The sequence below is a fragment of the Cohnella sp. AR92 genome (assembly GCF_003990975.1).
Classification (GTDB): Bacteria; Bacillota; Bacilli; order Paenibacillales; family Paenibacillaceae; genus Cohnella.
Genome location: NZ_RZJR01000015.1, coordinates 47688 through 64191, shown reverse-complemented (window position 1 = coordinate 64191; position 16504 = coordinate 47688). Strand labels below are relative to the sequence as shown.

Sequence of the window (16504 nt, the reverse complement as noted above, 5' to 3'; positions counted from 1 at the left end):
TTAATGAGATAGTTCCAGATGATGTGTTTTTTGCGCAGATCAGGGCATGCTTCGGGGCGCATCCAGTCGATTTAAGAAGTGCTGACGGAACGAAGAGTACAGATAAGTACTTCGCTTCTTGGTCTAGGGATGTTAGTAGTTTCGGGGGTAAGGGAGATTATTCGGTTCATTTCTACAGCAATGGTGCAGAAGGATTAAACTTCAACACCCAATTCCGAAGATAAAATATATAAACAAGACAGAGAATGCAAAGAATCACGAGATCAAAACAAGAGAAAGATGTCGATTTCGGGTAGGTCACCTGAACTCAACAACTTAAGCAATTAGGCTCATTCTCCTCGATCATCCCCATCCCTCCACCCACCCAGTCTACCCACTTGTCCCAACAACGAGAAGCAAGTAAAATGGGAGATGCATACAGTTTCTGTTGAGAGAGAAAATCGAATCATATTCTATAAATCAGTTTTTTTCATAGACTGGAATAAGTAGACCTCCGGAGGTGACAACTAGTGGTTACGATCACGCAGTACCAAATCATTGACGGAAATGTAACGATTGACTTTAATAGGTTCTGTGATAATGCAGCCAATTGTCAGGAAGAAGAGATCGAAAAGGATTTCGATAAAAGAAGTTATCAGGTAAATGATTCGGAAGTTGCCCTGAATGAGATTAGATCGTTTATACAAGCTTCTATTGAATGTCTCAAGAACGGGAACAAGATCATTTTCACTAGAGCCAACGGGAATCCACCAATAGTTTTAAAAGATCTTGACAGCTTTAGAACATGGGCGAATGAGTTCTTCAGCATACCCAGGTACCAGTTCATCAAATCAAGAGTGGTTGGCAAAGAAGTGAGCGTTGAATAGTGGTGAATTAAAGAGACCAATGGAGATGGTGTCCAACGGCACCGTCTTTTTGTTTGTTTTTATCTGGGGTATTAACTGAGAAACATTAGAGTTTGCAAGGTCACCTTGAAGGCAAGTCCAAGGTGAAGTCGATAAACCCAACTGAGGCTTTTCGGTGATCTGTGACTTTGGCGACCATACTTTATCCGCCGCGCAGCATATAATCAAGAATTTATCGGTTGATTTGAAGGATAAGGTAACGATTTTCTAAATATGGAATTTTTTTTAAATGATAACAGTTGGAGACAGCGTATTAGTGCTGTCTCTTTTTATGTTGAATTACGTCGTATTGGTGGAAGGTATTGGGAGGTAGCTCGTTGAATTATGGAGTAGGACGTGGCTTCGGGCTATAAGGGGGTTCCTGCCTTTGAAAGGTGGGTCAACCGAATGACGACGAGAAGTTAAAGCTCATGGATGTCCTGAAAGGGATTTTCGGTGACAGCGACCCGCTCGAAGATCTGAAGCTAAAGCGCAATTATAAAACTTTTCCTTTACAGAGAAAAGGTGATATCGAATACGAGGTAGGGTGGCAAACGTCCAAGATAGAATTGAAGGGCATCGAATCCTCAACTCTCGACCAACAAGCATATTGAACGAGTCATCATATATCGCTTGTATTATGGCGACGATCAAGACAATATTAATATTACTTTTCGGATTCGTATTATTTCCAATAAGGGGGGGGAGGGGATGATCCCTGACCCTATAGCCGATATTCAAATCGAAGGTAATCACATAAAACAGGGATACGGTTTCCTTGTCATGGGAGAGATCTTGAAGCTGGCAAAGAGATCAAGTTCATTAGCGGTAGGCTAGTAGGTGTAGATTTGGACCATGTTGATCGGTCGGCTCATTTTAATCGTTAGTTTGGTTTTGAAGTTGAGCTGTTTAAGGGGGATGGCAAAATCCTCTAGTTGAATGATGAGCTTGGGGCAACCAGAGATGATTGTGAGAAGCAGATGCAGGAGGAGCTTTAGATGGAATCAGTTAAGATTGGCTTTTCAATTTTCCTTGTCATAATTATTTTATTAATCATTGCGTACCTGTCTTATAGAAAACTAGAGGCTAAAAGATCCGCACTGAGAGACAAGGAGCTCTTTTATATCAATTACAAACGACCTGCGGTTAAGGATGAATTAAAAAATAAGACACTTGAAGAATATATTCACTATGAGAAATATGGAAAAAGCAAGCTGGCATCATTTTTTTATGCATTTTCTGATGAGGAAGCCACTGCTCCAGATAAAATAGCCATTAACAATTTTGAGTTTGAAGTAATGTATTACTGGGATTGCAAAGAAAATTTAAATGAATACCAACAGGAGATTATAGACCTTTGGAAGAAGTTCTTTGATCTATTTTCTTCGTACAAGAGATTAGATGAGATCAAGTCAATTTTGTCAATTCTAACAAGGCTTTCAACAATATCAGGGATAGCTAAAGAAAAGAAAGGAGAACTTGACAGCCAGCTAATAGACTTATTCGAAGGACGATTTAGGTCTAAGTTCAAGACAATAGAATTTAGAGTTGTTGTAGAGGAAATAGTTGACTGGTATACATATAAAGGGGATTATTATTATCCATTTATGGGAATTGGGACTACAGAAACCGAATTGCATCATCTTGAGACCCTTTACAATAACTACGATAGTGATTTTGAAAAGCTAAAGACAGAAGTGCCGGCTCTTTTCTTGAAGTATAGTGGTTGTATCTATTATTTTTACGAGAACCTTCCCCGCTATACGGATAGAAATTATGATGCCTTTTTTAGATATGTCATGCTTGGAAGGATAGCGGTATTTAGAAACATTGGTGAGTTAGATAAAATGAGTGATACGATTTATCTTTTCATGAAGTACAAAGCTAACCAAATTAGAGGAGCAAATCTATACTGGCATAAGGTTATGGATTATTATACTGGTTTCGGTGAGAAGCCCTTCCGACTTCTTAAATTGTATTTAACCGTGCAAGTCATATTCTTCATCTTAATGTACCCTTATAGTTGGAGTCCGATTGAACTAAAAGGGATACTACCGGATGATCCGATCTGGAGCAAGATGGTTTCAACTTTATATTTCAATAGCACTACATTACTTACAAGTGTCTACGGGGATATTTCACCTAATAATGCTTGGGCAAAATTGTTGGTGATAATAGAGCAGGTATTGGGGTATATCACTTGTGGCAGCTTGGTTGCACTTACTTTGAGGAAGTGGTTCAGATATTGAAATGTTTGTTGAGGGAGGATCTAGATGGAGATCAAATTTATTAACACCAGTCTCTCCTATATTATGGAGTTTATAAAGCCAATACATACTACAGAATATAATGAACATGTGAAATTTGACTTGCCTCGCCATTTGCACCGTGTAACATTCCATGGCGAAACCGAGTCAGTAATTATTGATTTTACAGCAAAAAGTGCGGATATAATTCCATTGTGGATGCAATATCATTTTAGTGATGAAAAGAGAAAGCTGTTAAGAGAATCGCTTTCATCCGAGATGGTAGCTTTAAGAAGCAGAGCCGAAACGCACTTGCGATCTAACATTGAAAGGTTACGTAGCCAATTCACAAAAGACAATTGTTTTGGAGATGAGTACTTTCTCCTTGATATGGATAACATACTCAACCCAGACCTTAGATTTGAAATAGAAATTCAAGATATCTCTGTTCTTAACTCAGATAAAGAGCCTATTTATCGTAAGAGCGGAGTATGCCTAGACAGCGAAAGAGCTATGATAATTTCTGAGTACAGACATGTCTTAGAGTGGAGTTCAAATGAAAACAAAATCAAACTCATAAACCTCGGCATTTTTAGCGGTCAGAAACATTCGAGTCAGAGCATACGTTACATAGTTTTTGAACTTAACTACAGAGAAGACGGTTCGTATTTTGTGTTAGGAGACAGGGTTAAAGATAAGGATATCGATCTAAGGAAATGGTATGCTTTCGCAACGCAAGTAATTGAAGACACAGATATTAAAAACAAAGTTTATAGTATTCTTAAACAGGGAGTTCAACGTTAGTTAATATCGAAATGATTTAGTAAAATCCATCTTATCTTGCTTGATATCTACGAAAATCGGACAGTATAAAACTCGCTAATCGAGTCTTATGCTGTCTTTATTTCTGTAGCCGTTAAAATATCTATGGTTTAAGACACAGCTTTAAAAAGGCTCTCAAATCGATTCAATGGTACTGGTGGCTTTAATACTGATTCTTGTTCGCTAACAAGCCGTTACACGCCATTCCCCACCTTCTCTTCTCCAATCGGGGGTACCTGTTTTCATTACAATAAAAGGAACTAATCTGCAGCGTAACCGGTCGTTAAAAGAACACTTTCGCCCTTAGCTTTGTCAGCTATCGATGGATCGCCGCACGGCGTTTGTATCTGCATGTAAGCCCTCAACTACCGGACCAAAAGAAAGACTCGCCAATACCTCTGAACCAAGGTATCATGACAGATCAAAACTCTTAAGTTTTGCCCCTCCAATTCTGCTCGATTTTCGGACGGTAGGATGGGCATTCAATCGGTGTCAAAACTTAGGGTCATAATCGGATGCTAAATAATCGGGGATGGTGGTCGTAATGGTAGTAAGACGGGGTTATATTCGCGTTTCAACGGTCGGGCAGTCCAAGCATGGTAACAGCTTAGAAAGTCAAATTAATGCTCTGCTTGCTGAGGGGGTCGACCGCGATAATATTTTTTCGGATACGTACACAGGGACAAAGATGGATCGCCCTGAATTTACAAAGCTCTGCTCGTTATTAAAGGAAGGCGATACTCTGGTCGTTACTAAATTAGATCGCTTCGCAAGAAGTATGATCCAAGGCGCACAGATCGTAAATGAACTGATCGGTCGAGGGGTTCGGGTTCATATCCTTAACATCGGCATTTTAGATAACACACCGACCTCAAAATTAATCAGAAATATTTTCTTCGCTTTTTCGGAATTTGAGCGCGATATGATCGTTGAGCGCACTGGTGAGGGGAAAGAGATTGCCAAGCAGAAGGAGGGCTTTCGCGAGGGTCGCCCTAATAAATTCACGAAGGTTCAACTCAACCATGCGATCAGTTTGCTCGAAACCAACACCATCAAGCAAGTTACGAACCTGACTGGTATCAGCGAGAGCACTCTAAAAAGAGAACTCAGAAAACGTAGAGGTGCGTAATGATAACAGTCCGAGCTGATGGTAATGCTGTCATTGTCGACTTTGGAGACATTATAATAAAGATCCCAACGGGGTATGCAATCCCGATCTCAGAAGTAAGTTTAGGTGAAGGCGGCGTGGTGTTTTTCCTTGCTAACGGCGAAGAGGATTTCATATCGATTGGTGCGACCGTCTTTGGTGAGGAGCCGCGCTATATCCCTTTCGAATACAGTATCGTCTTTGATGAGCACAATATTGGCATCACGGGGTTATGTAAACTCACTAAGCGTATTTCCGCAAATAACTGGTCATCCTAAGGTCGGATTGTGGTAACAAAAGGCTACTACGCACCCACTCACCCAAGCAGAATGAAACTTACCATCATCTGCTTATATCGTGGGTGCAGCATGGATGATATGCTTAAAATGGTGATACTCCATGATACACACTCCAATAAAACCAATGTTGCTTCACAAGTCAGATACCGTCCCTTCAGGGGATGGCTATATACATCAGCTTAAGCTCGACGGTCATCGTTGCATTCTTTCGTACAGTAAGTTAAAGGGACTTCGCTTGTATACCAGGCATCAAAATGATTGCACAAGGCAGTACCCTGAAATCAGCAGCGTCGATTTGGACGCTGACGAGGTTGTCTTAGATGGAGAGCTTGTCGCCATCGTAGATGGGAAGCCTTGCTTTGAGACTTTGATGGAGCGGTTCCAAGCTCGAAAGTCCGTCGACCGTCTTGCTGGCTCAAAGCCGGTATCTTTCGCAGCATTCGATATCCTCTACCTGAACGGTAAGGATTTAACCAAGCTAAAACTAATCGACAGGCTCGACATTCTGAAAAAGGTTGTTACTCCATCTAGTGTGATAACGGTCTGCGATTCATTCGAGGATGGGGTTCGGCTATTCAACTCTGTTAAGCAGCTTGGACTTGAGGGAATAGTGTCGAAGTCCAAGGACTCGCGATATCAGCTCGATACCCGCAGCTCCAATTGGATTAAGGTAAAGAACTACCTGTTCGATGTCGTTCAGATCGGCGCGATCCGTAAATCTGAGTTTGGTTGGTCGCTTCTAAAGGATGGTCGCTATGTGGGGGTTACGGAGTTCGTTCCTCCTGCTGAACGCAGAGCTTTTGCTAATTTCGCGCAGAAGCTCGTTCGGGGCGAGGACAAGAACTGGATTTACCTTCATCCTCATATAAATTGCAAAGTAAAGTTTCAATGCTACACGAAACATAACTTGCTCAGAACACCGAGCTTCGTTGAGTTCGTCATATAGCTACACCGCAGAGTGCCGAGAAATCGGCACTTTTTATTTTGCCGCTGAGTCTTTTTAGGTTGAGTGAATCTCAGAGTGGTTTTTTATTATTTATCCTCTTTGCTTGAGTATTTTCGTTAGAGGAATTTTCTCTACTCGCTCGAGTGTGATTCGATTTCAGCAGATAGCTACTGAGACCAAACATAAGTACAGGGATACTACTGAATACAAACAACCAGTTCAACCAACACCAACATTCAATTGTAAAGGAGCCTTTTCTTATGCGTACCATCCCTTTATCCATCTGCCTTAAGCGCACCCGCATCCTCCGCGAGTCTGCCGCATACGGAATCCAGTCCTTGTGGCTCTACGGATCGGCGCTATACGGCGAAATGGACAACAATGAACCAATCACATTCCTAGCCAAGTGCGACCAGACAACAGAGATCGTCGACTCCTTCTTCGCCCTAGAGCGCGACCTTAAGCCACTCTTGGGCAGGATGGTATCAATCGTCGATTCCCCGGCTATTTTCCGCAGAACAGGGCGCAAACCTCCGAGCGATCGACATCAGGGATCTCGAACCCAACTGCACCTATAGCAAGGAGTAGCCCGCAACTACCCATTTACCCGACCACCCAACCAGTACCACCAATCCCAACCAATCCAACCAAAAGAGGTGTATTAAGATGCTACTACGACATATCTGTGAAGTCTGCGGCAAGGAAGAGATTCTAACTCCCGATCAAGCTCATGAACAAGGATGGGACTACCCACCGATGATGGGACAATTCAAGATGATTTCTCCAAGAACGTGTGGAAGCTGTCCAATCGACCGCACTCTCTGGTGGGCGATCCAGATTGGAGAGGATTTATCGGAAAAGCAGCACCAAACGCTTGAACGTATCCTGAACGAGCCCGACAGTATCAAGGTCATCGATTGATCCATTCTGCATTGTAATGTTTAAGAACAAAGGTGCTGACAAAATCAGCACTTTTCTTTATGTGTCTGGTATTGATGGCGGTATCAAATCTGGTTACCAATAGATTGCTTTGTTCGTTGATGATGCGGTTGAGTATCAGACGCAAAGCGATCCTCGCGATCTTGCTTGCTGTGTAGGGTGATCAGGATACGATGCTTATTCGTTGTATTTATTTATGTTGTAAGCAGCCGACTTTATGGAAGGTATTCGGAGATGGATTATTGAATCATTGAGTATCCATCTGTCTCATTCTGCTATGAGGGGTTCGGCATGATCTTGTGGTTGAACGAGAAGTTGGTGAAAACCAAGGAAGATCATGAGAAGGTATCGAAGGATTTGTTACAGTAAGGAAATAATTGCTTGACCAATTTGATCGTAAAGGTTACTTTTTTCTTAATAAATTTGTTAGGAGTTGGAAATGAATGAGTGACATTACGATAATCCCTCTAATCCCAGGTCAAATTGATATCGTTACCTCGAAGGGGGAATATAATTTTCAAGAAGTATTAGATGACTTCCCCAATGCTGAGTCAATATTCGTAACCACGTACAACATTTCAGCACGTCGTAAGGATTTAATACGTGAACTTGAAGATGCGACTGCTCATGCAGAGGTTCACATCATTACTAATATACCTGATCGGTATGAGACGTACTATGGAAGCGGACCAAGAGAGCGTGCATCAGAAAGTATTGAGCGCTACACTCAACGACTTGATCCTACGAATATCGAGAATTTTGCTACATCCTTCAATTTCAGTAATCACTCCAAAGTGATTATGACGGATAATATCGCATATATTGGTTCAGCCAATTATTCCGAAGAGAGTAAACAAAGCAGAGAGTCGGGGTTCCTTATTCGAGGACAAGCTTTGGTCAGTGTTATTAGGGAGAATCTTGTTCCGATACTAATTGGTGAAAGCATCCCATACTTTGGAAGTATGTTGGACGATAAGAAGATTCTCCTTGCTTTCCTGTTGTCAAAATTAGAGGGGATATCATCTACTATACGTGATGGATTGTTCACGTTTGTGGGTCATCCGCGCGAAGATCAAGAGGTATATAACGTTCACGACTCATATTTGAGGGAAAGGGATTTAGATACTCTACTTGAGGTATTAAGTGAGATTGAAAGTGAAATAGACACGGGGTTTCGTGACGTTGCAGGTTTGGCACATATTGCGGATTTGATTGATTTTGAATCAATTAATCAAATCCATGAACTATGTAATTATAATACGCCAATACATGAACTTGCAGAGTTTGACTCAGTAGAGTATGCATCAGACATACTCTCTAAACAAATGGTGCACAACGAAGATATGGATGATGCTTCTCAAGATGCTGTTGATCGGGCATCTGAGCACCATTATGATTTGTCAGTTGCGGCTGAAGAGCCGGTCAATGAATTATTTGAGTATCTGGAGAAAGTTAAGCTTTCATTTCAGGCAGCTATGGATGAGGTAATACGACTTGAAGATCAGCAAAGTAGAATAGATAACACATAAAATCAAGGCACCATGGTTTTATCTTTGAGGACGGGGGAAAGCAGCTTGTTAAGCTCTAGTTCACATGAATGGTTGTACCAAAAGGTGCTGACAAAATCAGCTCCTTTTTCAATTCTTCCTGTCTAATTTACCTCTTCCTAGAAGTTACTGTAAAATATCAGTGAGTTAGAGTAAGTTAAGATTAGGGTTGCTTCTGAAAATAACGGAGGTTATATAGGATGCCGAGGGGAAAGAAAGTAAGACGTATTGATTATGGCGGAGTAGAGATGAGAGAGCTAAGTGCAATTAAAACAAAACGGACATTCAAAGAATATATGGAGAAATTTTATGCTCTATATGGTTTTGAAGAAACTGACTTCAGAATGGGTAAAGAAAAGAACACGGACTATTACTTCCCTGCTGATTTTGCAGAGCTTCTTGCTTTAATCTTGAGGAAGAGCAGTAACCACCCCTTTAGTAGAGCAAACTATGACGAAAAGAAGGTTAATGCATCGCAAATACAGGAGTACAATCGACTGATGTGCGAAAGTATTGATAATGAGCTACCCTCAGTATTTCGAGATTTGATCTACACCATGCCCTCTCACCTTCAGTCTGTTAAGCTTGGAGATTTGACTTCAGTTTTGGTGGAGCGCTTGTCGTTATTTATTGTGAATATCACAAAATTGGAACATCAAGCAATGGGCGATACAGTTGACTGGCTGTGTAGAGAATTAGATAAAGCGAATTACAATCTATTCAGGGGTAATTACTTTTCTGAGATGGCTCAAAGATCCAATGAAGCTTACAGTAATGAGCACCATAAAGAGATTATTGAGAAATTATACGGACCTAAGAATGAGAATGTTGATGATATAGAAAGACGAATGGTAGCGACAAACAATAGTATCGACTATACGGTTTCTTTGCTAATAAAACATATCATGCAAGCTACAGATGAACTGTATGAAGGAGAAGGATCAGAGTTTCTAGACCTCGGTAATAAACCATTGCTCCACCTATTGGGGTTAGACGTAGTTCCAGTAGATGAAAGCAACTCGGATGGTCAGGAAAGTCATTTGACTGAGCGAACTCTTTTTTATCACAAGTTGTCCAAAGAGGTAAACCAAGGAAGAGTCGAAATTGCTGAATCAGTATTAGAGGGGTATAGAGAAAAAATCTTAAAGAGAAAATCAATCATTGATCAGATTAAAGACAAGAGCTTTCGTGAGCCAGGCGTTATGAGCGTTGACGAGAAGAAGGAAATTCTAAAAGTTCGTATACAAGAAATGCAAGCTGAATTAGCCAAATTAGAGGAAGAAGATAGCGCATCACAAGATGACTTCGTAGACAGTTTCATGGCGGAGATGCAAAGAGAGTATGTGGCGTACTGTGAGAAGGCAAATCAAGATTCAGAAAAATTGAAACCGGTAGTGGATCACTTTGTAGGTCAAGTCCTTATAAACTTCATGAACACCAGTGGAATAAAGTAAAGGCTTTTTATATTTGCTTGACTTTATGCTCACTGCCCTATTCCTCGTAATACAATTGGGTCATCTCCTATAAAGGAAGGGGCTTGTCAAATGAGTTTAGAGTTGCCGATCAGTCATAAAGACAAATTCGAGTGTGAAGGTTGTGGCGCTAAAATCAGCCATACTTTCACTATCCAAGATCTTGAGTATGAGAGCAGCGATGAAAGAGGTATGGGCGAAGAGACTCAGTACAGCTTTACAGAAGAAGTTCCTTGCCCTCAATGCGGTCACTTGAACGAAGTCGCCGGAGAAGTATGGGAATATCCAGATGGAGCCGTAAATCTTGTTCAGTTAACTTAATTGCGAGCAAGCGGAGATGGTGTTCTTACTTGGCACCATCTTTCTTATACATATGCTCCTAAGTGAATGAGATTTGTTGGAGTCCTAGAGAGGGGGATCAAATATGCTCTATCGTCATATTTGCGAGGTCTGCAACAAGGAAGCGATCCTGTCTCCCGACCAAGCTTACAATCAAGGATGGGACTACCCACCAAGGATGACAAAATTCCAAGTGGTATCTCCCCGCACCTGCGGCTCCTGCTCAATAGCAGGAAGTTTATGGTGGGCAATGACTATGGAGGGTAAGCAGATCGATGATCTCTCGCAGCAGCAGCGAGAGACACTCCACCGTATTTTGAACGAGCCAGATTCTATTACAGTACCAAATTGACCGAAGGAGATGGTTTTCATGTTCAAAGAGGTAGAACTCGCTGACTCGTTACAATCCGCATCGTATGTAATTAAAAATGCTAAGGGGTTCGATACCTTTGTCTTTAGGATGGGGTTCAAGGAAGAAACCTTTCTCACGGATGCTCAGAAGGATCAGATACTGTCCTACTTAGAGGAAAACGTAAGCAGGAATGATCCTCTCTACATTAAAGCTAAGGCGTATATCGACCAAAGCGAGATGTCGAGCGACTACTTCCATAACCATCCGAGGAAGTTTCGCGGCGCTTATCGTCCTGTCGTTATGCAGTTCATCGCGGGGCTTATGGTTAACTCCATTGATACAAGAATTGATGATAATGAATTCGACGGTATTATTGTTGATGAAAACAATAACCCATGGTGTGAAGCCGATGCTGTTTACGATGATATATAATGAACCAAGTATTTTGTTGATGCTGTAGCCTAACTTGAGGTCTGTACTATGGCAACTAGGTTAGAGAAATAATGAAATCGATTAAGCTGCTGATACCCTCGGCAGTTTTTCTTTATTTGGGGTAGTTGAGATCGTCGAAGGGGTTCAGTCTGGAACTCTGAAGCGCGCCATTAGGAAAAATAGGAGTTAGCTTCATCTCACAGGATATTCACCCGTTCACCCAACCTCTGAACCTTTTTTCCTCCCCATCGAGCCAACTTGTGATCCACGCTGAGTTAGGAGTTTTTGATTTTATGAACAGCGAGATAATTAGCTGAAACTGTAAATTTTAGGGGTTCAATTTAGTTTGGTTTTACGCTAAACTTGAACAACTAGTACAAGTATTTCCATTGGTTTGGGATTGGGAACCAAGCTTTTACCGATAAGTTCAGATGACTAAACTAGTAGAGGTGAACGGTATGAAAGCCAAATTGCAAACGAAGCTGTTTGAACAGTTCCCTTGGATTAAGTCAGTTCACGGAAGTCGTTTTGCAGAGGATGGTTTCTCCTGTGGAGACGGTTGGTATCAGCTTCTGTATGATATGTTTTTAGAGATCGAAGCCGCCTACGCGAAGTCGTCTGGAACAGAAAATAGGTCGAGTGTCGGTCAGATAAAGCAAAAGTTCGGTGAATTGCGAGTTTACATCTATGACGTCTTTCCTGAGGTAAACGATATTATATCTGAAAAGCAAAAAGTCTCGACTTCTATTTGTGAGCAGTGCGGTAAGGAAGGCAAACTTGAGAGACGTACTGGAGTATTTCAGACTTTATGCGATGAATGTGTAGAGTCTAATCCTCAATACACCATGCGATGAGGAAGAGTCCTAATATGAACGTACTCGATAAGATCATCGCTCAACGGACGCAGATTATGCAGCTCGTTGCTCCATACGGGGTTACCTCATTAAGGCTTTTCGGCTCTGTTCTCAACAGAACCGAAAAGCCTTTCTCAAATATCGACTTTGTCGCTGTGTTTGACCCAAACCAATTTACATGGGGCGCACACTTAGACGTCCAGTCGGAACTAGAAACATTCTTCGACAGAAAAGTAACGGTCATCAACTGGAGTGACGTACCCGAAGCCTATAAACCAACTGATCCAGTCGACATCCTTCAGCTAGATGCCACGATTCAATACGACATCATCCCGAAGTCGAGCCAGTTTTATTATGTTGTACTCGACAGTTACCTAAAACACTTCGATCCTGAGTCTAAGCCGTATTTTCTGCTTGAGTCCGAACAAAAAGGTGCTCTAATCAGGTATCTAGCCAAAAGGATAAACTGGTGGTTCAGGAAGTTGCTTTTTCTCAAAGATAACGACCTTCGTTCCTTCGATGGGTTCTTATTTGTAGAAGTCCTTTATCTCTGTGACAAGCTCGAAGTTCTCGAAAACCAGTCTGAGGAAGACGTCATCCGTTTTAAGCAGCTATATCCTAAGGTAAGGGATTACGTCCACCGACAGTGTCCACCTGAGAATGAAGAGTTGAACAAGTTTACCCGAGTATGGGTAGGAATCAGAAGCTTCGATCCTTATGAAGAAATGGATTAAGAGGAGCTGAACAGTATGAACGTAATCGACACGATCATTGAGCATCGGTCAAGGATTATGGCTATCGCCGCGCCATATGGGGTGACCGCTTTGAAGCTTTACGGATCGGTTTTGAACAGAACCGAGAAGCCTGACTCGGATATTGATTTTCTAGCTGTTTTCGATCAGACCCATCCTTTCAAGTTGGGCGAAGCCGCTGAGCTTGCGGATTTATTGGAGTTAGTTTTCGACCGCCGAGTAAGTATCGTCGATTCCAGAAACATACCCGATGTTTTTCATCCACAAATTGACAATGACCCTGTGGATATAATGACTTTGGAAGTCGGTAAGGAATACACGACCTCCCCGAAGTCGAGTAGGATTTACTTCTACATGCTGAACAAGCTGTTCAGGGATTATTACGATAAGACCGACCTTGGAGAATCAGAACTAACAATTTGGGCGTGCATCAACCTTGCCGAGGGGATCAGTTGGTGGTTCAGCCGATTGCTTCGGTTGGAGGACAATGACCTGAGGTCGTATGAGGGGTTCGACTTCGTTGAAGTTCTGTATGTTTGCGATCAATTCTGTTATGAGTTAGACCCTGATCCAGAAGATATAGAGAGGTTGAAGGCTTTACTTCCCCCGATCAAGGAGTATGTCGAGGCGAGGCTCCCGCTGTATAAGAAGTAGATGGTATAAGTGAAGATGCGGTTGCTCCAATCAGGGGTAGCCGCATTTTCTTTTAATACCTTTGAAGGCTACTTTTGTAGCAGGAAGAAGGCACTCTTCTGGTGAATATTTACATACTGACAACTGATTGTAGGAGTGAAATACTTGGCGAAGTACACAGCAAGATACATCAAAGGGAAACCAGTCTGCAAGCGGGACGAAGTCGTCCAGACAAATGATAAAAAGATTGAGAAGCGTGAAATATTGGAGATTGTTTTGAACAAGCCAGGTAACAAAACTGCTTCCGTAATAATGATGAATCCGTCAGAAGCAGATTCGGATAAATCTGATGGAACGGTGAACAAAGTTATTGAGTTTTTTGTCAAACCGTCTCATAACCCATTAAATGAACGGGACAGAGAGATAACTGATATTAAGCACTTGAATATCTTGAACTTATTGCCTATTTATAACCCTAAGTCTAAGGGGTTAAATAACGATCTTGATATTATTATCAGTGAGAAGTCGGATAAGAAATTACAATCACTGCTTGAGTCCAATATGCAGTTAGCCATCAAGACAATAAAAGCGTCAGATTACGTTGTATTAGCGTGGGGGATGCCGGATGAATTCCCTCTGCCGTTGTATTATAAACTGGCAGGAAAAGTTCTCGAAGAAGTTATTGATTCAACTAAGGAGATTTTTGTATTCAGAGTTAAAAATTCTAAGGCAGAGTATCATTTGACCAAGCGATTAAACCCACCACATCCATCGTATTGTAACTTACTCGGATTAGTCCGAGTTGATGTCGATGCATGTCTTCGAATAGTCCCACGAGCATTTGATCTCTCTATAGAAGATGAGGTGGAATAATGAATGCATGGGTTAATTTCGATACTCCGTTAAAAACGTATACAGTCCATCTTGATCATGACGCTTGTCCATATGTAGCTGATATGAAACAAAAGTCTAATCAGGGATGGAAGAAGCAGCAAGGAACTGGAGGTTGGAAGCTGTTTCGCTCAAAAGAAGAAGCGTTAGATATTTATCAAATCAGTCATAAGGACAAGTTAGTATTAATAGAGTGTAGTCACTGCAGATAGAATAGCAGTATGGGAATTTAACTTCGTTTTGGATGGTGTCAACTTTGTCGAATCTCGACTACACAATTAAGCTTGTCTATCCAGACTGGGTAATTGATGGACTAAGGGATAAACGAATGGGGTTCAGTGGCAAGTACAAAAACTATCGTTTTCCAATTGGAGCTAAGATGCTTGTTTATTTAACAGAGCAGCAGTTGATCATGGGCATAAATACAGTTAAGGGGACTTGGAAAGACGGCGAGGTCTTTGAGTCCAGACCGGGCTACCCAATTAAGTTGCCAGTAGTTATGGACTATGAAGTCTCTAAAGAGGGACAAGGTCTTCATATTAAAGAGATACAGAGTATTGTTCCATTATTTCAGCCACATAAAGATATGAGCTTCTTCCCGCTGACGGAGGATCAGTATAATTCACTAGAGAAGATGTTAAAAGATAAAAACTGAGTTACATAGGAGTTCCACAGCTGCCGCGAAAATCGGCAGCTATTTCTTTTGCAAGCGACATTTCCTGTAGCAGATGACCAATAAACGGTATTTCTCTAATCACACTCATCGACTCACAAACTCAAATCACAACAGTGAATCATAACACGGTCTTATCTATACAAATTGTTCCAGATAAGTATAATGAGCCTTATACATGTCCCGAGGGGGTTCGAATCAATGAAGGCATCGCCCGATTTTATCAAGCAGTTGGAGTTATTGTTCGAGCAGTATGAGAAAGAGGTGCATAAAAGTATTCTTGAGGAGAAGACAGTTAAGACGTACCTTCTACACTCTAACAACTTTGTCAGATGGTGTCGAAATGATTTTGTGCCAGGGGCAAGGAAAGCAGGTAGCCGTAAATAGAGGAGTTATTTAGATGGATATCAGTCAGTACTTAGAGTATCACCGCTTTGCCATCGAGAAGCAATTTGAAATTCTTGAAGAGTATCAAGAGCGATTTGCAGTTGCTTTGCGGAGTTCAACTTTTGCAGGGCAAAGGGCAACCGATCGAGCGATTGAGTTAGCAGAAGCCGAAGCTGATCCCGATGAAATCTACACATCAAGGGATTTATGGAGCCATTATCAAAGAATGCTCTCCGCGCATCAAGCAAGTGTCGAAGCTAAAATAAAGCTTCAGGAGCTTGAGCAGCATGAATATGGTATCAATCAGATATGCGGTCTAATCCTTCAATCAGCGAAGCAAGGTATATCGACTGTCCATCGTGGTTCGGGATGGTCACGGGGAAGGAACATTGGTGGAGAGCCACTGGCAAACGTGATTCGTCAGGCAAGAAACCAAGCTTTCCACTATGAAGAAGAAAGCCCCCACCCAGGGGTAGTGTCTTGCTTTTCGAATCTTCATGTTGGATGTGGGATCTCAAACGACCTATCCAAAAACTTAGCGCGAGAAGTGGTCTTAGATGCCTTAGGGTGGAACTATTATGCAGATTACCACTCTGATATGGTGAACAATTTTAGTTAGTGAAGGAAAATGTACGTGTCTGAAAATGAAATTCTTGATTATCTACCGGAGGAAGTACCTGATCACTTATTTACACAGAGCAGATTAAGTCGTATGGGACTCACGCCAACCGCTGATCCAATTGCATATGTTGTCTATCCAGAGCAGAAAACTAAATACAAGTTATTCAATATCAACGAGACTCGAAAACGTAAGCAGCAGAAAGGTCTTTCATTAGTACAGAAGGATGCAACGGTCGAGCAGATACTAGCTGAGCGTAGACATGAAATT

General features: G+C 41.6%; 19 protein-coding genes. All 19 read left to right on the top strand.

Features of this window, described 5'->3' with window-relative positions:
- Window positions 1–509: 509 nt before the first annotated feature.
- The 19 genes from ELR57_RS22680 (at window position 510) to ELR57_RS22580 (ending at window position 16234) form a co-directional block, all read left to right on the top strand.
- On the top strand, window positions 510–866 hold the full coding sequence (locus ELR57_RS22680; protein ID WP_126961377.1) for a hypothetical protein: 357 nt from the start codon (window positions 510–512) through the stop codon (window positions 864–866).
- A gap of 449 nt (window positions 867–1315) precedes the next feature.
- Window positions 1316–1498 carry a hypothetical protein gene (locus ELR57_RS22675; RefSeq protein WP_126961376.1) on the top strand — a complete coding sequence of 61 codons (183 nt, stop codon included), beginning with the start codon at window positions 1316–1318 and terminating at the stop codon, window positions 1496–1498.
- A gap of 384 nt (window positions 1499–1882) precedes the next feature.
- On the top strand, window positions 1883–3133 hold the full coding sequence (locus ELR57_RS22670; protein ID WP_126961375.1) for a potassium channel family protein: 1251 nt from the start codon (window positions 1883–1885) through the stop codon (window positions 3131–3133).
- Between the two features lie 24 nt (window positions 3134–3157).
- A complete protein-coding gene (locus tag ELR57_RS22665) occupies window positions 3158–3934 on the top strand; it encodes a hypothetical protein (protein ID WP_126961374.1) in 777 nt (258 codons plus the stop codon).
- Window positions 3935–4496: 562 nt separating this feature from the next.
- Entirely contained in the window at window positions 4497–5081 is a 585-nt protein-coding gene (locus ELR57_RS22660) for a recombinase family protein (protein ID WP_126961373.1), read from the top strand.
- Window positions 5081–5377, top strand: a complete 297-nt coding sequence (locus tag ELR57_RS22655; RefSeq protein ID WP_126961372.1) for a hypothetical protein — start codon at window positions 5081–5083, stop codon at window positions 5375–5377. Before ELR57_RS22660 ends, ELR57_RS22655 begins: the two co-directional genes overlap by 1 nt.
- A 121-nt stretch (window positions 5378–5498) precedes the next feature.
- Complete coding sequence (locus tag ELR57_RS22650; RefSeq protein WP_126961371.1) at window positions 5499–6344, top strand: ATP-dependent DNA ligase; 846 nt, start codon at window positions 5499–5501, stop codon at window positions 6342–6344.
- Window positions 6345–7010: 666 nt separating this feature from the next.
- On the top strand, window positions 7011–7265 hold the full coding sequence (locus ELR57_RS22645; protein WP_126961370.1) for a hypothetical protein: 255 nt from the start codon (window positions 7011–7013) through the stop codon (window positions 7263–7265).
- A 461-nt stretch (window positions 7266–7726) separates the two neighbouring features.
- Window positions 7727–8812: a phospholipase D-like domain-containing protein gene (locus tag ELR57_RS22640; protein ID WP_126961369.1), complete on the top strand. Its 1086-nt coding sequence runs from the start codon at window positions 7727–7729 to the stop codon at window positions 8810–8812.
- A gap of 218 nt (window positions 8813–9030) precedes the next feature.
- The gene (locus ELR57_RS22635; RefSeq protein ID WP_126961368.1) at window positions 9031–10284 is read left to right on the top strand and encodes a hypothetical protein; all 1254 of its coding nucleotides are present in this window, start codon (window positions 9031–9033) and stop codon (window positions 10282–10284) included.
- Between the two features lie 90 nt (window positions 10285–10374).
- Entirely contained in the window at window positions 10375–10623 is a 249-nt protein-coding gene (locus ELR57_RS22630) for a hypothetical protein (protein ID WP_126961367.1), read from the top strand.
- A gap of 388 nt (window positions 10624–11011) precedes the next feature.
- Window positions 11012–11425, top strand: a complete 414-nt coding sequence (locus ELR57_RS22620) for a hypothetical protein (protein WP_126961365.1) — start codon at window positions 11012–11014, stop codon at window positions 11423–11425.
- Between the two features lie 458 nt (window positions 11426–11883).
- Window positions 11884–12279, top strand: a complete 396-nt coding sequence (locus ELR57_RS22615) for a hypothetical protein (protein WP_126961364.1) — start codon at window positions 11884–11886, stop codon at window positions 12277–12279.
- Window positions 12280–12293: 14 nt separating this feature from the next.
- The gene (locus ELR57_RS22610) at window positions 12294–13013 is read left to right on the top strand and encodes a nucleotidyltransferase family protein (protein ID WP_126961363.1); all 720 of its coding nucleotides are present in this window, start codon (window positions 12294–12296) and stop codon (window positions 13011–13013) included.
- Between the two features lie 15 nt (window positions 13014–13028).
- Entirely contained in the window at window positions 13029–13685 is a 657-nt protein-coding gene (locus ELR57_RS22605) for a nucleotidyltransferase family protein (protein WP_126961362.1), read from the top strand.
- 144 nt (window positions 13686–13829) lie between these two features.
- Window positions 13830–14537, top strand: coding sequence for a DUF1643 domain-containing protein (locus tag ELR57_RS22600; RefSeq protein WP_158630137.1), 708 nt, complete (start codon window positions 13830–13832; stop codon window positions 14535–14537).
- Entirely contained in the window at window positions 14537–14767 is a 231-nt protein-coding gene (locus ELR57_RS22595) for a hypothetical protein (RefSeq protein WP_126961360.1), read from the top strand. Before ELR57_RS22600 ends, ELR57_RS22595 begins: the two co-directional genes overlap by 1 nt.
- A 44-nt stretch (window positions 14768–14811) precedes the next feature.
- The gene (locus ELR57_RS22590; RefSeq protein ID WP_126961359.1) at window positions 14812–15210 is read left to right on the top strand and encodes a hypothetical protein; all 399 of its coding nucleotides are present in this window, start codon (window positions 14812–14814) and stop codon (window positions 15208–15210) included.
- A gap of 418 nt (window positions 15211–15628) precedes the next feature.
- Window positions 15629–16234 carry a hypothetical protein gene (locus ELR57_RS22580; RefSeq protein ID WP_126961357.1) on the top strand — a complete coding sequence of 202 codons (606 nt, stop codon included), beginning with the start codon at window positions 15629–15631 and terminating at the stop codon, window positions 16232–16234.
- The last annotated feature ends 270 nt before the right edge of the window (window positions 16235–16504 follow it).

Excerpts from the sequence above, each read along its gene's own strand:
- ELR57_RS22655 (WP_126961372.1), top strand. The coding sequence starts at position 5,081 with ATGATAACAGTCCGAGCTGATGGTAATGCTGTCATTGTCGACTTTGGA.
- ELR57_RS22660 (WP_126961373.1), top strand. The coding sequence starts at position 4,497 with ATGGTAGTAAGACGGGGTTATATTCGCGTTTCAACGGTCGGGCAGTCC.
- ELR57_RS22610 (WP_126961363.1), top strand. The coding sequence starts at position 12,294 with ATGAACGTACTCGATAAGATCATCGCTCAACGGACGCAGATTATGCAG.
- ELR57_RS22635 (WP_126961368.1), top strand. The coding sequence starts at position 9,031 with ATGCCGAGGGGAAAGAAAGTAAGACGTATTGATTATGGCGGAGTAGAG.
- ELR57_RS22605 (WP_126961362.1), top strand. The coding sequence starts at position 13,029 with ATGAACGTAATCGACACGATCATTGAGCATCGGTCAAGGATTATGGCT.
- ELR57_RS22670 (WP_126961375.1), top strand. The coding sequence starts at position 1,883 with ATGGAATCAGTTAAGATTGGCTTTTCAATTTTCCTTGTCATAATTATT.
- ELR57_RS22580 (WP_126961357.1), top strand. The coding sequence starts at position 15,629 with ATGGATATCAGTCAGTACTTAGAGTATCACCGCTTTGCCATCGAGAAG.
- ELR57_RS22620 (WP_126961365.1), top strand. The coding sequence starts at position 11,012 with ATGTTCAAAGAGGTAGAACTCGCTGACTCGTTACAATCCGCATCGTAT.
- ELR57_RS22675 (WP_126961376.1), top strand. The coding sequence starts at position 1,316 with ATGGATGTCCTGAAAGGGATTTTCGGTGACAGCGACCCGCTCGAAGAT.
- ELR57_RS22595 (WP_126961360.1), top strand. The coding sequence starts at position 14,537 with ATGAATGCATGGGTTAATTTCGATACTCCGTTAAAAACGTATACAGTC.
- ELR57_RS22630 (WP_126961367.1), top strand. The coding sequence starts at position 10,375 with ATGAGTTTAGAGTTGCCGATCAGTCATAAAGACAAATTCGAGTGTGAA.
- ELR57_RS22615 (WP_126961364.1), top strand. The coding sequence starts at position 11,884 with ATGAAAGCCAAATTGCAAACGAAGCTGTTTGAACAGTTCCCTTGGATT.
- ELR57_RS22665 (WP_126961374.1), top strand. The coding sequence starts at position 3,158 with ATGGAGATCAAATTTATTAACACCAGTCTCTCCTATATTATGGAGTTT.
- ELR57_RS22650 (WP_126961371.1), top strand. The coding sequence starts at position 5,499 with ATGATACACACTCCAATAAAACCAATGTTGCTTCACAAGTCAGATACC.
- ELR57_RS22640 (WP_126961369.1), top strand. The coding sequence starts at position 7,727 with ATGAGTGACATTACGATAATCCCTCTAATCCCAGGTCAAATTGATATC.
- ELR57_RS22645 (WP_126961370.1), top strand. The coding sequence starts at position 7,011 with ATGCTACTACGACATATCTGTGAAGTCTGCGGCAAGGAAGAGATTCTA.